Raw genomic sequence first — 13,542 nt, forward strand, 5'->3', positions numbered from 1 at the left:
ACGGAGTTCCGCGTCACCAGGGACAGCGGAAAACTCAAATGGTTTGGGTTGGGCGGTCCGACGCCATCGAGCCGCCAAGGGCTGCCTCGATGCGCGCCTTCAATTGGCGCGATTTGTCATCCGAAGGAAAACGGATGCCGACACCGGGCGCCCGGTTGCCGGCGGCGCGTGCCGGCGTGATCCACGCGACCTTGCCTGCCACTGGATAGCGCTGCGGGTCTTCGGGCAGCGTCAACAGCACATAGACGTCGTCGCCCAGCCGGTATTCGCGCGTGGTCGGAATGAAGATGCCGCCCTCGGCAAAGAGCGGGATGTAAGCCGCATAGAGCGCCCCCTTCTCCTTGATGGCGAGCTGGATGACGCTCGGCCTGGCGGGCGTGGTGGCTGCGGACGCAGCGGGGGCGGGGGCGACAGGTTGGTTCATGGGCGGCGAGCGGCTGAGTTTAGGGTGCTTCGCGCTTCGCTCACAAGCGCTTCGAGCATGAGACCTGCATTGAACGGATGTTCCGCGGTTCGCGCGGCATTCGCGAGCGACTTCGACCAACGCGCCAACGCCAGCCGCGATGGCGCAGCCGGCAGGTCGGCCGCCTCGAAGAAACGTGGTTCGGCACCATTGCCGACCGCCATCAGGTCATGGCAGAGCTTCTGCAGCGCGCCGACGGCCTGGGCGGGCGCATGGTCCGACAGCGCGCCCACGTCGCCACGCGAAATGGCCTTGGGAAACAGCGACCAGGCCTTGGGCGATTGGCCGGAACGCGCGAGCCGCAAAGCGTCGCTCGGCCGTCCACCGGCGGCGCGCAACAAGGCAGCGGCATCGGCGGCCGGAACATCTTGCGCCACGAGCCAGGCTTCGGCCTCGGCCGTTTCGGGCCACGGCAGCGTGAAGCCGAGGCAGCGGCTGCGAATGGTCGGCAGCAACTGCCACGCCGCCTCGCTGGCGAGCACGAAGCGCACATCGCCGACCGGCTCCTCCAGCGTCTTGAGCAGCGCGTTCGCGGTGATGGTGTTCATCCGCTCGGCCGGATACACCAGCACGACCTTGCCGCGCCCGCGCGCGCTGGTGCGCTGGGCAAAGCCGACCGCGTCGCGCATCGCCTCGACGCGGATCTCGCGGCTTGCCTTGCGTTTCTTGTCGTCGATGTCGGCCTGGGCCTTCTCGTCGAGCGGCCAGCCGAGTTCCTGCATGGCGACTTCGGGCATCAGCACGCACAGGTCGGCGTGGGTGCGGACCTCGATGGCATGGCAGCTCGCGCAGTGGCCGCAGGCGGCACCGCCCTCTTCCGCCGGCTGCTCGCACAGCCAGGCGGCTGCGAGCGCCAGCGCGAGTTCGTATTGACCGATGCCCGATGGCCCTTGCAGCAGCCACGCATGGCCGCGCTGACGCAGCAGTTCGGCGAGCGGCTGGCGCAGCCAGGGTGTGAGGACCGGCGCGCTCATCGTGCGGCCCCAGTGTTCAGCGCGCCGCGCGCCACCAGCGCCGTTTCGATCTGCTGCCAGACCTGGTCGCGCGCCTGGCTGGCGTCGATGCGAATGAAGCGTCGTGCGTCGGCGGCTGCGCGGTCTGCATAGCCTTGGGCTACGCGACGGAAGAACTCGACCGGCTGCGCCTCGAACTTGTCGGGCACGCGCGCACCGGCCAATCGCTGCGCCGCGGTCTCGGGCGCGAGGTCGAACCACAGCGTGATGTGCGGCTGCAGCAGCCCTTCCGCCCTGCCCCCTTGTGCCCACTGTTCCAGCGTCGACAGCACGGCTGCATCGAAGCCACGTCCCGCGCCCTGGTAGGCAAAGGTGGCATCGGTGAAACGGTCGCACAGCACGAGGTCGCCGCGCGCAAGCGCCGGTTCGATGACCTGCACGATGTGGTCGCGCCGCGCTGCGAACACCAGCAGCGATTCGGTCAGCGGGTCCATCGGCTGCTCCAGGATCAGCCCGCGCAGCGTTTCCGCCAGCGGCGTGCCGCCGGGCTCACGCGTGCGAACGACTGTCCGGCCCTGTGCCTTGAAGAGCGCTTCCATCGCATCGAGGTGGCTCGACTTGCCCGCGCCATCGATACCTTCCAGCGTCAGAAACAGACCTTCGCTCATTGCGTTGCCTTCGGTTTGGTGTCGCTGCTGCTGCCACCGCCGCGCTGGTACCGGTTGACCGCGCGGTTGTGGTCGTCGAGCGAACTGCTGAACTGGCTCGTGCCATCGCCGCGCGAAACGAAGTAGAGCGACTTGCTTTGCGCCGGCTGCACCGCCGCCAGCAGCGCGGCCTTGCCCGGCATCGCAATCGGCGTGGGCGGCAGGCCGCCGCGGGTGTAGGTGTTCCAGGGGGTGTCGGTCTGCAGGTCTTTCTTGCGCAGGTTGCCGTCGAAGGTGGCGCCCAGGCCGTAGATCACCGTGGGGTCGGTCTGCAGCGGCATGCCGATGCGCAGGCGGTTGGTGAAGACGGCGGCGATCTCGGCGCGGTCGTTGGCCTTTCCTGTCTCCTTTTCGACAATGCTGGCCAGAATCAACGCCTCATCGGCCGATTTGAGGGGCAAATCGGCCGCGCGCGCCGCCCAGGCGGCCTCGAGCTTCTTGTCCATGGCTCGCATTGCGCGCTGCAACAGGGCGATGTCGGTCGAGCCCTTCGAATAGGTGTAGGTGTCCGGGAAGAAGCGGCCTTCGGGGTGCACGCCCGGCTTGCCCAGCTTGGCCATCAGCGCCTCGTCGGTCAGGCCGACGCTCTCGGGCTTGAGCTGGTCGGCCTTGCCGAGTGCGGCGCGCACCTGTCGCATGTTCCAGCCCTCGACCAGCACCAGGCTGCGCGTGGCTTCTTCGCCGCGCACCAGGATGTTGAGCAGCAGCTTGGGCGTCACGCCACGTTCCAGCTCGTAGCTGCCGGCGCGCATCTGGCGGTCCTGCCCCGAGACGCGGAACCACAGGTAGAGCAGTTGCGGCTGCACATCGACGCCGGCATTGGCCACCGCCTGGGCAATGCCGCGCGGCGTGGTGCCGGGATCGATGGAGAGATCGGCGCTGGGCGCCGACATCTTGAGCGGCTGGTGCACCCACCAGAGTCCGCCGGCGCCGAGCGCGAGCGCGATCAGGGCGGCCAGCAGGAAGAGCGTAAGAAAGAAGCTGCGCACGAATCCGATGGGAAGCGGTGGATAGATGGGAAAAGGGAGGGAGTCCCTGACGCCCGGAAGGAACAGGCCCGGCCATGATAATTCAGCGATGACCACAGTCGTTCTCAACGGGGTAGCCACCCTCTCGCACCTCGGCGTGATTCGCGCCGAAGGCCCCGATGCCGCCAGCTTCCTGCACGGACAGCTGACCCAGGATTTCTCCCTCCTCGGCGCCACCGAAGCCCGTCTGGCCGCGCTCTGCACCGCCAAGGGCCGCGTGATCGCGAGCTTCATCGGCATCCGGCCGCAGCCCGAATCGATCCTTCTCGTGTGCAGCCGCGACATCCTTGCCGCGACGCTCAAGCGCCTGTCGATGTACGTGCTGCGCGCCAAGGTCAAGCTGACCGACGCCACCGACCAGTTCGCGCTCTGCGGCCTGGCCGGCACCGCGCTCACCGCCAACGGCCTCGATGCGGCCACGCCGCCCGGCAAGCGCACCGCCATCGGCGACGACATCAGCGTGGTTTCGCTCTACCCGGCCGACAGCGTGCCGCGCGCGCTCTGGATCGCTCCCGCCGACCATGCCGCACCGGCCGGCCCGAAGCTCGATGCCGATCTCTGGCAATGGAGCGAAGTCCGCAGCGGCATCGTGACCGTGACCACGCCCATCATCGAAGCCTTCGTGCCGCAGATGATCAATTACGAATCGGTGGGCGGCGTGAACTTCAAGAAGGGCTGCTACCCCGGCCAGGAGATCGTGGCGCGCAGCCAGTTTCGCGGCACGCTCAAGCGGCGCACCTACCTCATGCAAGCCGATGCGCCCGTGGCGGTGGGCCAGGAAGTGTTCGCGGCCGACGATGGCGAGCAACCGGTGGGCACGGTGGCCCAGGCGGCGCAGGCCCCCGACGGCGGCGGCTGGTCGGCGCTGGTCTCGATGCAGATCTCGGCGCTCGAGGCCGGCGGACTGCATGCCGGCGCTGCCAGCGGTCCGGCTTTGACGGTCGAGCCGCTGCCCTATCCCTTGCTCGAAGACATCTGATCTGTCTTCCCCCAACGCCCCGATCCAAAGGGGCGTTCGGCGCCATCGAAAAAGATGGCGCCATTTTTTTGCGTACCGCTTAACCCCGCCGTCGATGCTGCGCCGTAGAAGCCTGCATCGATCCACTCCTGGCAAGGAAGAGCACCATGAAGCGCAGACTTTTTTCCACCGTCCTGGCCCTGACCGCCTTCACCACCGGCCTGTCGGCTTGCGCCGAAAGCCCGGCCCGCCCGTTCGCGCCGCCCTCCTCGTCCAGCCGCATCGGCTCGATCATGCAGATCGCCATCGTCGATCGCACGACCGGCGCCGAGCTCCCGATCTACCGCCACCGCGGCGAATACTGGGTGGCCGGCCGTCCCGGCGCGCGCTACGCCATCCGGGCGCGCAACGCGATGGGCGAACGCATCATGGCCGTGATGTCGGTGGACGGCGTCAACGTCGTCACCGGCGAAACCGCAGGCATCGGGCAGACCGGCTATGTGTTCGGTGCCCGCGAGTTCAGCGATATCACCGGCTGGCGCAAGAGCGATTCGCAGATTGCCGCCTTCGAGTTCGCCTCGGCCGGCAACTCCTATGCGAGCCGCACGGGCCGCCCCGACGACGTCGGCGTGATCGGTGTCGCGCTGTTCCGCGAGAACGTGCCGGTGCCGCCGCCTCCTCCAATCGCGCCCTACCCAAGCCGCGACGAGTACAGCGCCCGCGACCGGGAACTGCGCAGCGAGTCGTCTGCCTTGGGCGATGCCCGGGCCAAGTCGGCGCCCGCCGAGGCGGAAGCGTCGGCCCAGGCCCCGGCCGGCAACATGGCGCGCCGCCAGGCACCGGCCCCGAGCCTGGGCACGGCCCACGGCCGCCGCGAAACCTCGTACGTCGGCAAGACGAATTTCGAGCGCGCGCAGTCGACGCCCGACGAAGTGGTCCGCATTCGCTACGACAGCCGCGAGAACCTCGTCGCCGCGGGCGTGATCCCGGTGCCGCCCACCCCGCGCTGGCCGCGTCCGGCCGGCCCGTCGCCGTTCCCCGGCTCGGACCCCGGCTACGTGCCGGACCCGCCCAGCCGCTACTGATTCGCGAAGCGGTTCAGCGCAGCGACCGGCGCATCTCGACGTGCGGGATGCCGGCCTCTTCGAATGGCGCGCCGTGCACCGCGTAGCCCAGCCGCGCATAGAACCGCTCGGCGCTGCGCTGCGCGTTGAGCGCCACTTCGCGGTCGCCGCGCGTCCGGGCTGCTGCTTCCAGCGCCTGCATCACGGCCGCCCCGTGCCCGCCACTGCGCAGCGTGCGGTGCACCGCCATGCGGCCGATGTGGGAGACGCCGTCTTCCGCGTCGAGCAGCCGCCCGGTCGCGATGACCTGCCCGAGGCGGTTGCGCGCCACCGCATGCAGCACGACGGCATCGTGTGCGTCCCACTCCAATTCCTTCGGGATGTTCTGCTCCTCGATGAACACCGCGCGCCGCAGCGCGCTCGCGCCTTCGCCCAGTGCATCCCAGCCGCCCGTCTCCACGGTGCGCATCGGCTCGCCGGCCTCGAATCCCAGCAGCACCTCGCGCAATGCCGCGGGCACCGGCTTCGAGGTCTGCGTGGCCGGGTCGGCGAACACATAGACCAGTTCGCAGCCGACCAGGTACTGGTCCTGCCGGAACAACGCGCCCTCGAACACGATCGACGAGTTGCCGATGCGCGCGCACTTCATGCCCACGTCGATCACGTCGTCCATGCGCGCCGAGGCGCGGAAATCGATCGTCGCCTTGCGCACGTAGAGGTCGCCGCCCAGCGAATGCATCGCCTCTTCGTACGGCAGCGCCATCGCGCGCCAGTAGTCGGCGATGGCGGTGTCGAAGTACATGAGGTAGTGCGCGTTGAAGACGATCTTCTGCATGTCCACCTCGGCCCAGCGCACCCGCAGGCGGTGGAAAAAGCGGAAGTCCTCGCGTCGGTTCGCTGTTGCTGTCTCTGTCGTCATGGTGCCAATGCTTCCTTGAGTGCCCGGGCCGCATCGCCGTGCGCCTGCAGCGCTTCGGGCAATGCGCGGCCCATCTTGATGAATTCGTGGATCACGCCGCGGTAGATCTCCAGGTCGACCGCCACGCCCGCGGCGCGCAGCTTGTCGGCGTAGGCGATGCCTTCGTCCACCACCGGGTCGCATTCCGCGAGGCCGATCCATGCGGGCGCCACGCCGTCGACGTCGTCGGCCAGGAGCGGCGCAAAGCGCCAGTCGTCGCGGTCGGCCGGCGTGCGGACGTACTGCGCGAAGAAGAAATCGATCATTGCCTTCGTGAGCAGCGGGCCGTGCTCGAAGCGACGGTGCGAGGCCGTGTCCTGGTGGGCTGTCATTCCGGGGTAGACCAGCAATTGCAGCGCGAGCGGCAGGCCCGCATCGCGCGCGAGGATGGCGCATACGGCGGCCAGCGTGCCGCCGGCGCTGTCACCGCCCACCGCCAGGCGCGTGATGTCGATGCCGATGCGCCCGCCCTCGTGCGCGAGGAACGCGAAGGCGTCCCACGCATCGTTCGATGCGGTCGGAAACTTGAACGCGGGCGCCAGCCGGTAGTCCACCGACACCACCGCGCAGCCGCTCTTGTGGCTCAGCACACGACACAGCGTGTCGTGCGTGCGGATGTTGCCCACCGTGAAGCCGCCGCCGTGAAAGTACATCAGCGCCGGCAGCACGGCCGTCGAGGGCGCATAGAGCCGCGCGGGAATCGCGTAGCCGTCGCGCGCGGGGATGGTGAAGTCCTCGATGCGCGCCAGTTCGGGCTTGGGCACTTCGAGCACGCCGGCGCCTTTTTCGTAGGAGGCCTTGGCCTCGTCGGGCGAAAGCTGATCGAGCGTCGGGTGGCCGGCGCGCGCCATGCGCTCGACCACGCTGGCCATCTTCGCGGTCAGCGGGTGCTGGGGGAATGTCGTGGGAGGGTTGCCTGTCATGCTCGCTTGTCTGCTTGCTTACTTACTTATTTTTGAATGTCACGACCACGGGTTGCGTGCGCGAGAGGCCTTCGTAGGTCACCAACACGGTCTGCCCCGCCTTGGGCGGCAGCAGCGGAGAGAACGAGCCCAGGCTGACGAGGTCGCCGGGCTTCAGGGCCAGGCCCTCTTTTGCGAGCGCGCCGGCCAGCCACACGACCGCGTTGAGCGGGTGCTCGAGGATGTCGGCACCCTTGCCGCGCGCGAGCTCCGCGCCCTGCCCGTCCCTCATCACCACCGTCATGTCGCGCAGGCTCTCGAGCAGCCAGGCCTGTCCGCCGGCCGTGGTGGGCACATCGACCGGCAGGCCTTTCACGCCAAGCCGCGCCGCCACGTTGATGGCCGCAAGGCCCGGCCCGTTGAGCCTGGGCGGCGTCTGCACCGCGAGGTCAGGCAACTCGATGAAGGGAATGACCTGATCGATGTTCGCCAGCACGTCGGCCGGCGTCTTCGCGCTGTTGATGTCGGCACTTTTCACGCGCACCAGCATGTCGGCCTCGAAGAGCGGCCGCGCACCGAAGGCCGCATCGACCACCGCGCCGCTGTCCAGCACCATGCCCTGGTAGAGCACGCCCCACACCGGCTTGTCGTAGTTGAAGCGCTTCTGCACCGCGGGGTTCGTGAGGCCGGCCTTGTAGCCGATGACCGCGCCGTGCTTGCGCGCCAGCAGCGCGTTGAGCTTGGCGCGCGTGCACGCGGCATCGGCTTCATCGAGGTTCTCGATGTCGGCGGCAGGCGTGCGGGCTTCGCGGGCCGCGAAGAAATCGGCTACCTGCGCATCGCCGAGGCAGGCGGCATGCGCTCCCGCGGATGCTGCGGCCACGAGTGTGCCGAGCGTGACAGCGGCAAGGGTTTTGTTCATGTGCAAGGCTGTCCCCTGTTGTTAGATTCGGATGGTCCGCAATCGTACTTCCCCGACGCTTTCTCCCACGTCCGGGCACCCACCTACGTCAACACGTCCCACGATCCCATGGCACTCATCCAGTACCTCACCCAGATCCAGTTCGAATTCGGCGCGATCAAGCTCTTGTCCAGCGAATGCGCGCGCATCGGCATCCACCGCCCGCTGATCGTGACCGACGCCGGCGTGCGCGCGGCCGGCGTGCTGCAGAAGGCGCTCGACGCCATCGCCGACCTGGAGGTCTCGGTGTTCGACCAGACCCCTTCCAACCCCACCGAGGCCGCCGTGCGCGCGGCCGTCGAGCTCTACCGCAGCGGCCGCTGCGACGGCCTCATCGCCGTGGGCGGCGGCTCGGCCATCGACTGCGCCAAGGGCGTGGCGATTGCCGCCACGCACGAAGGCCCGCTCAAGACCTACGCGACTATCGAAGGCGGCTCGCCGAAGATCACCGACCGCGCGGTGCCGCTGATCGCGGTGCCCACCACCAGCGGCACCGGCAGCGAAGTGGCGCGCGGCGCGATCGTCATCGTCGACGACCACCGCAAGCTCGGCTTCCACAGCTGGTTCCTGATGCCCAAGGCAGCGATCTGCGACCCCGAACTCACGCTCGGCTTGCCGCCCAAGCTCACCGCCGCCACCGGCATGGACGCCATTGCGCACTGCATGGAGACCTTCATGTCGGCCGCATTCAATCCGCCGGCCGACGGCATCGGCCTGGACGGCCTGGAGCGCGCCTGGCTGCACATCGAGCGCGCCACCAAGGACGGCAGCGACCGCGAGGCGCGCCTGAACCTCATGAGCGCCTCGATGCAAGGCGCGATGGCCTTCCAGAAGGGCCTGGGCTGCGTGCATTCGCTCAGCCACAGCCTGGGCGGCGTCGATCCGCGCCTGCACCACGGCACGCTCAACGCCCTCTTCCTGCCGGCGGTGATCCACTTCAACGCGGGTGCCGAGTCGGTGCAGAAGGAACGGCGCCTGCAGCGCATGGCGCAGGCCATGCACCTCGATTCGGCCGGCGACCTGGGCGATGCGATCCGCGACATGAACGCACGCCTCGGCCTGCCCAAGGGCCTGGCCGAAGTGGGCGTCACGCCCGCGCTGTTCGAGAAGATCATCGACGGCGCAATGGCCGACCATTGCCACAAGACCAATCCGCGGCTCGCTTCGCGCGACGACTACAAGGCGATGCTCGAAGCGTCGATGTAAGGAGGCATGGGGACCGGCGCTTGCCGTGCGGCCGTCATGGCCGCAAGGGCAAGCCTGGCGTCAATGGGGCGCGAGGCACTTCCACGCGTTCAATTCCTGATCTCCGGGAATGCCGCCGGAGGCATTCCTGGCAAGCGACGGCGCGCCGGCCAAGGCATTGGCGTCGTGCACCCATTTGTCGAGATCGGCAACCGCGCTCCAATTCAGTTGCAGTGGGCTCAATCCGATTCGCTTCAACAGCGAATTGGTGTTGTAGAAGCCGTGGCTGTAGTCCTCGACAAAGTAGGCGCGCACGGAATTGTTGACCTCACTCGCCGTCGCTTTCCTCGATAGCTTGCTGACGAACTCGCCGGCCTGGGTGCAAGGCACCAGGAAGTCCGAGGTCCCCTGGTAGATGATGATCTTCTTGCCTTTCTTGCCTGCCCTCTTCTGGCTTGCTGCGGCATCGAAGAAGTTGGCAAGATCACCCGGCTTGACATTCCACACTGGCGCCAGCGCATCCAGCAGCCGGTTGTAGCCGTCGTAATCCGCACCCGATTCGATGGCGACGTCCGCCAGATGCCGGGACGTTGCACCCAGTCCATTGCTCAAGGTCTGCTCCGACACATCCTGGCCGAACAGGCTGGTGAGCATGGCGGCGCCGCTGTTCCAGTTGACCACCCAATCGTTGACCGCCGCCGGCACTTCCAGTGTCTTGAGCAGATTGGTTTCGTCGACGGGCGGCGCACCCGCAATAACGCCGTCGTAGGCGTCGGGCCAGTTCGCAATGGCTTTCAATGCCTGCCTGCCGCCGGTGGAAATGCCGACGAAATAGGTGTCGGTGGGCGTCGCCTTCGTCAGCTTTTTCACCAGGTACAAGCCGACATCGAGGGATTTCTTGATGGAATCCTGCCCGAAATTCTTCACCGCCTCCTGCCTGGGCACGTCGCTCAGCTGCTTGCCGGGGCGCACGAACTGCGGATCGAACGCTTTCGACGATTCACCAGCGCCCGCGTCGCTCAGAACGACCGCGTAATTCGACAACGCCGCCCCCTGGCTCGAGGGCGAGAACTGCTGGTTGGCCTGCAGGCCCGCCGCCACGACGTCGGCGCTCCAGGCAAATCCGCCACCGCCGAGTTGGGCGAATTTTCCATTCCATTGCGATGGGATATAGACCTGGTAATTGATATCGGGCACTCGGTAATCGGGCGCCTTGACGGCAGGATCAATTCCGCCAGGGGACGTGGGCTGAATTGCTCCCTTGATCAGGCAATAGGAAGGAAATGCAAGCCAGACCTGCTCCACCGATGTGATCTTGAATCCTCCGGTTTTTGGCGAAGGAAATTTCGTGCTGCGGAAGTCATTGAGTACACCATCGCCGTACGCCGTGCCATTGAGCTGATTGGAACATGTCCAGATGAGGGTGCCGGAAATATCGCTGGCCGCATGCACCAATGAAAACAATCCACCGAAGGTCATTAACACGAAAATTGATCTGTGCAATCGCGAAAGCCGCCATTGCCCAATTCCAATAGACCCATTGTTTTCCGTCTTGGTCAAGATTTGTCTCCATTTGATTGAATTGAATATTCACGGGCGCCGTCCAATTGTTTTTGGATGACGCCGTGCCTTCTTTCGAGGCCGTGAAATTCTCAATCGCCTGGCAATGGCCCGCACTATCCCTGCGGCGCCATTCGAATGACCTTCAGTGCACGCCGCGCAAGTGCGTTATTCCGCCTTCACCCCTGCCGTGCGGATGACCTTGCCCCACTTGGCGGTCTCCGCGGTGATGAACGCATCGAACTCCTCGGGCGTGCTGCCCGCCGGAATCGTGCCCATCGCGTCGAGCTTGGCGCGCGTTTCCTCGCTCTTGATGATCCGCGCCACCTCTTCCGACATGCGCTTGACCACATCGCGCGGCGTGCCCGCCGGCGCCAGCATGCCGGCCCAGGTGCTGCCGGTGAAGCCCGCGAAACCCTGCTCGATGAAGGTCGGCACGTCGGGCGCGGCCGCCAGGCGCTTGTCGCCCGCCACGCCGATCAGCCGCACCTTGCCGGCCTTGGCCTGGTTGATCAGGCCGGTGGGCGCGTCGAAGAACAGCTGGATCTGCCCGCCCATCAGGTCCGTCAGCGCGGGCACCGCGCCGCGGTAAGGGATGTGGATCATGTAGGTCTGCGTGAGCGACTTCCACAGCTCGGTCGTCAGGTGCGCGGCCGATCCGTTGCCCGAGGAGCCGAAGCTCACCTTGCCCGGGTTGGCGCGCGCGTAGTCGATGAGCTCGCGCGCGGTCTTGAACGGCGCGTTGACGTTCACCGCGGCCAGCAGCGGCGAAATGCCCATCAGCGACACGCCTGACAGGTCCTTCTGCGGGTCGTAGGGCAGCTTCGGGTACAGCGTGGTGTTGGCCGCATATGCGGCGATGACGACGCCGAAGGTCGTGCCGTCGGCCGGGGCCTTGGCGATGGCATCGACGCCGATCAGGCTGTTGGCGCCGGGCTTGTTGTCGATGAGCACCGGCTGGCCGAGGCGCGTCTGCAGGCCGATCTGCACGAGCCGCGCCATCTGGTCGGTGAAGCCGCCCGGCGTGTAGGGCACGACGATGCGGATCGGCTTGCTGGGCCACGCGGTCTGCGCGAAGGCGGGAACGGCGAGGCTCGATGCGGCGGCGGCGAGCGCGAATCGGCGGCGTGTCAGCGTGGGAGGCTGGGGATGGGGCATGGCGGCTTGTCTCTTTCCTTGTGGCTTCTGAATGGATCGAACCATTCTCGAAGCGCCGCCAGCCACGCCCGTCAGGGTTTGTCCGGCCCGATCGGTCCGCGGGTCGTCATCGAGGTCAGCGCGGCACGCCGTAACCCAGCGGTCCGTCGACGACCTGGCCCTCGCACGCTGGGTCCCAGCTCACGAAATGGTCGCTGCCCACGCGGCATCGGTAGAAGCGTTGCGATGCTGGAAACCCCTGCTCGAACGAATAGCCCAGGATGGAGTGCAGGACCTGGCCTTCGCAGTTCGCATCCAGGCTGATGAAGTCGTTCTGCGCGACCGTCGACTGCACGCAGCGATAGATAGGCGCGCTTCTGGCGCCCGGGCGCGGCGAGAGGCTGAGCGCGATCGTCGCCTCTTTGACCGTGTTCGGCATAGGCCACGAGCTCTCGTAGTGGAAGGCACCCGACAGCCGCTGGATTTCGTAGTCGTTGATGCCGCCATGGGCCAGCGTGATCGCTGCATCGCCGCTGACGTTGCTTCCCGTGTTGGATGAAGAGAGATTCGTGAACGTGCCGACGCCGCGCGCCACGTTCCCGTTGACCTGCAACGAGGTGTCGATTGCCGAGCCTTGATTCAGGTAGAAGCCCACGCCAGGATGGTTGTAGATGTAGTTGCCCGAGAGCTGGATGTTGGACAGGGTCACGCCGTCGCTTGCGTTGGCAGTTCCGAGTTCGACAGCCGACACCTCGAGGCTGGAGCAATTGAAGCAGCGGCCATCGCCGAACACGTTGTTGACAACGCTCAGGTTGCTTGCGCGAACCAGGTACATCTGGCCACCGGTCGTGATTCCGCCACGTCCGTCGGGCCACAGGCCGTTGTAGTGGTTGCGGTTGAAGACGTTGTTGGCAATGACGTTGTCGCCGGGCGTCGTGCCCCCTGCGCCTTCGATCGCGAGGCCATTGGTTCGGGCGGCGGCGAACACCGAATTCCGCACCTGGATCCTGCTGCTGTTCTCGTACAGCGCATGCCCGATGTAGAGGCCGATGATCCCGGCATTGGACACAGAGGAATTCAGGAAGCTGAAGCCGTTCACGCCCCAGACATTGACCACATAGGCTTTGCCTTCGTGCACGTGGACATCGTCCAGGCGGATGTCGGATGAACGGGCGACATCGATGGTCGGCGGGCATTTGTCGTTGGGGCTGCACGGAGGCACCGCACCGTTCTCGTCGATGACGAGGCGCGACAGCTGGATGTTGGAGGCTTGGTTCGAGATGCGGATCGCGGGACAGGCCTTCTGTTGCGTGAGGCGCGTCAATCGGAAGCCGTTGCCGTCGAAAACCTTGTTCTGAAGTGCATTCACGTCCATCAATGGGCTACCTCCCGCCGCGCAGCAATCGTTCGCGCCGTTCACCCCGCACACCAGATTGGCGGTGAACCTGAAGGTGTCGTAGGAGCTTTGATATTGAAGACAGGAGGCCAGCGTAGCCAGGCTCCCGATATCGCAGGTGGCGGCATTGGCACCGCTCCAGAGGCCCAGGGCCATGAATGCCCCCAATGCTTGCCGTGCAAGGCGAGAGAAGAGATTTCCCATAAATGCTCCCTATGAATGGATTCGAGTGATTTTTGGACGCCGTGCGCCGTTGCGGACGCGGAGGCC

At 66.5% G+C, this 13,542-nt stretch carries 13 protein-coding genes; 3 read left to right on the forward strand and 10 right to left on the reverse strand.

What is annotated here, in order from left to right; translation table 11 throughout:
• Window positions 1–34: 34 nt before the first annotated feature.
• The 4 genes from J2W23_RS19765 to mltG are packed head-to-tail and all read right to left on the reverse strand — an operon-like array spanning window position 35 to window position 3,112.
• Window positions 35–424 (reverse strand): PilZ domain-containing protein, encoded by a 390-nt coding sequence (locus J2W23_RS19765; protein WP_176657439.1) that lies wholly within the window; start codon window positions 422–424, stop codon window positions 35–37.
• Complete coding sequence (locus J2W23_RS19770; RefSeq protein WP_176657440.1) at window positions 421–1,437, reverse strand: DNA polymerase III subunit delta'; 1,017 nt, start codon at window positions 1,435–1,437, stop codon at window positions 421–423. Before J2W23_RS19770 ends, J2W23_RS19765 begins: the two co-directional genes overlap by 4 nt.
• Window positions 1,434–2,084 (reverse strand): dTMP kinase, encoded by a 651-nt coding sequence (tmk, locus tag J2W23_RS19775; protein WP_307649942.1) that lies wholly within the window; start codon window positions 2,082–2,084, stop codon window positions 1,434–1,436. Before tmk ends, J2W23_RS19770 begins: the two co-directional genes overlap by 4 nt.
• Window positions 2,081–3,112, reverse strand: a complete 1,032-nt coding sequence (mltG, locus tag J2W23_RS19780; protein ID WP_307649943.1) for an endolytic transglycosylase MltG — start codon at window positions 3,110–3,112, stop codon at window positions 2,081–2,083. The genes tmk and mltG overlap by 4 nt, the downstream gene beginning before the upstream one ends.
• Before the next feature lie 88 nt (window positions 3,113–3,200).
• Between mltG and ygfZ the strand changes: the two genes are divergently transcribed.
• Both ygfZ and J2W23_RS19790 read left to right on the forward strand, forming a co-directional pair.
• A complete protein-coding gene (gene ygfZ / locus J2W23_RS19785; RefSeq protein WP_307649944.1) occupies window positions 3,201–4,130 on the forward strand; it encodes a CAF17-like 4Fe-4S cluster assembly/insertion protein YgfZ in 930 nt (309 codons plus the stop codon).
• Between the two features lie 146 nt (window positions 4,131–4,276).
• Window positions 4,277–5,194: a hypothetical protein gene (locus tag J2W23_RS19790; protein WP_176657444.1), complete on the forward strand. Its 918-nt coding sequence runs from the start codon at window positions 4,277–4,279 to the stop codon at window positions 5,192–5,194.
• Window positions 5,195–5,207: 13 nt separating this feature from the next.
• On the opposite strand, the gene J2W23_RS19795 is transcribed toward J2W23_RS19790, so the two are convergent.
• Genes J2W23_RS19795 through J2W23_RS19805 form a run of 3 tightly spaced genes read right to left on the reverse strand, consistent with a single transcriptional unit; the run spans window position 5,208 to window position 7,955 of the window.
• On the reverse strand, window positions 5,208–6,092 hold the full coding sequence (locus tag J2W23_RS19795; protein ID WP_176657445.1) for a YbgC/FadM family acyl-CoA thioesterase: 885 nt from the start codon (window positions 6,090–6,092) through the stop codon (window positions 5,208–5,210).
• Window positions 6,089–7,054, reverse strand: a complete 966-nt coding sequence (locus J2W23_RS19800) for an alpha/beta hydrolase (protein ID WP_307649945.1) — start codon at window positions 7,052–7,054, stop codon at window positions 6,089–6,091. The genes J2W23_RS19795 and J2W23_RS19800 overlap by 4 nt, the downstream gene beginning before the upstream one ends.
• 22 nt (window positions 7,055–7,076) lie before the next feature.
• On the reverse strand, window positions 7,077–7,955 hold the full coding sequence (locus J2W23_RS19805; RefSeq protein WP_307649946.1) for a 2-keto-4-pentenoate hydratase: 879 nt from the start codon (window positions 7,953–7,955) through the stop codon (window positions 7,077–7,079).
• A 108-nt stretch (window positions 7,956–8,063) separates the two neighbouring features.
• On the opposite strand from J2W23_RS19805, the gene J2W23_RS19810 reads away from it, so the two are divergent.
• Entirely contained in the window at window positions 8,064–9,200 is a 1,137-nt protein-coding gene (locus J2W23_RS19810; RefSeq protein WP_176657448.1) for an iron-containing alcohol dehydrogenase, read from the forward strand.
• 60 nt (window positions 9,201–9,260) lie between these two features.
• On the opposite strand, the gene J2W23_RS19815 is transcribed toward J2W23_RS19810, so the two are convergent.
• The 3 genes from J2W23_RS19815 to J2W23_RS19825 form a co-directional block, all read right to left on the reverse strand.
• Complete coding sequence (locus J2W23_RS19815) at window positions 9,261–10,739, reverse strand: tannase/feruloyl esterase family alpha/beta hydrolase (RefSeq protein WP_307649947.1); 1,479 nt, start codon at window positions 10,737–10,739, stop codon at window positions 9,261–9,263.
• A 168-nt stretch (window positions 10,740–10,907) separates the two neighbouring features.
• A complete protein-coding gene (locus J2W23_RS19820) occupies window positions 10,908–11,897 on the reverse strand; it encodes a tripartite tricarboxylate transporter substrate binding protein (protein WP_307649948.1) in 990 nt (329 codons plus the stop codon).
• A 115-nt stretch (window positions 11,898–12,012) separates the two neighbouring features.
• A complete protein-coding gene (locus J2W23_RS19825) occupies window positions 12,013–13,428 on the reverse strand; it encodes a right-handed parallel beta-helix repeat-containing protein (protein ID WP_307649949.1) in 1,416 nt (471 codons plus the stop codon).
• Window positions 13,429–13,542 lie beyond the last annotated feature (114 nt).

It is taken from the genome of Variovorax boronicumulans (assembly GCF_030812215.1).
Classification (GTDB): domain Bacteria; phylum Pseudomonadota; class Gammaproteobacteria; order Burkholderiales; family Burkholderiaceae_C; genus Variovorax; species Variovorax boronicumulans_C.

Bases quoted from the DNA above. Each gene is read 5' to 3' on its own strand.
- J2W23_RS19765 (WP_176657439.1), bottom strand. From the start codon at position 424: ATGAACCAACCTGTCGCCCCCGCCCCCGCTGCGTCCGCAGCCACCACG.
- J2W23_RS19770 (WP_176657440.1), bottom strand. From the start codon at position 1,437: ATGAGCGCGCCGGTCCTCACACCCTGGCTGCGCCAGCCGCTCGCCGAA.
- tmk (WP_307649942.1), bottom strand. From the start codon at position 2,084: ATGAGCGAAGGTCTGTTTCTGACGCTGGAAGGTATCGATGGCGCGGGC.
- ygfZ (WP_307649944.1), top strand. From the start codon at position 3,201: ATGACCACAGTCGTTCTCAACGGGGTAGCCACCCTCTCGCACCTCGGC.
- J2W23_RS19790 (WP_176657444.1), top strand. From the start codon at position 4,277: ATGAAGCGCAGACTTTTTTCCACCGTCCTGGCCCTGACCGCCTTCACC.
- J2W23_RS19795 (WP_176657445.1), bottom strand. From the start codon at position 6,092: ATGACGACAGAGACAGCAACAGCGAACCGACGCGAGGACTTCCGCTTT.
- J2W23_RS19800 (WP_307649945.1), bottom strand. From the start codon at position 7,054: ATGACAGGCAACCCTCCCACGACATTCCCCCAGCACCCGCTGACCGCG.
- J2W23_RS19805 (WP_307649946.1), bottom strand. From the start codon at position 7,955: ATGAACAAAACCCTTGCCGCTGTCACGCTCGGCACACTCGTGGCCGCA.
- J2W23_RS19810 (WP_176657448.1), top strand. From the start codon at position 8,064: ATGGCACTCATCCAGTACCTCACCCAGATCCAGTTCGAATTCGGCGCG.
- J2W23_RS19820 (WP_307649948.1), bottom strand. From the start codon at position 11,897: ATGCCCCATCCCCAGCCTCCCACGCTGACACGCCGCCGATTCGCGCTC.
- J2W23_RS19825 (WP_307649949.1), bottom strand. From the start codon at position 13,428: ATGGCCCTGGGCCTCTGGAGCGGTGCCAATGCCGCCACCTGCGATATC.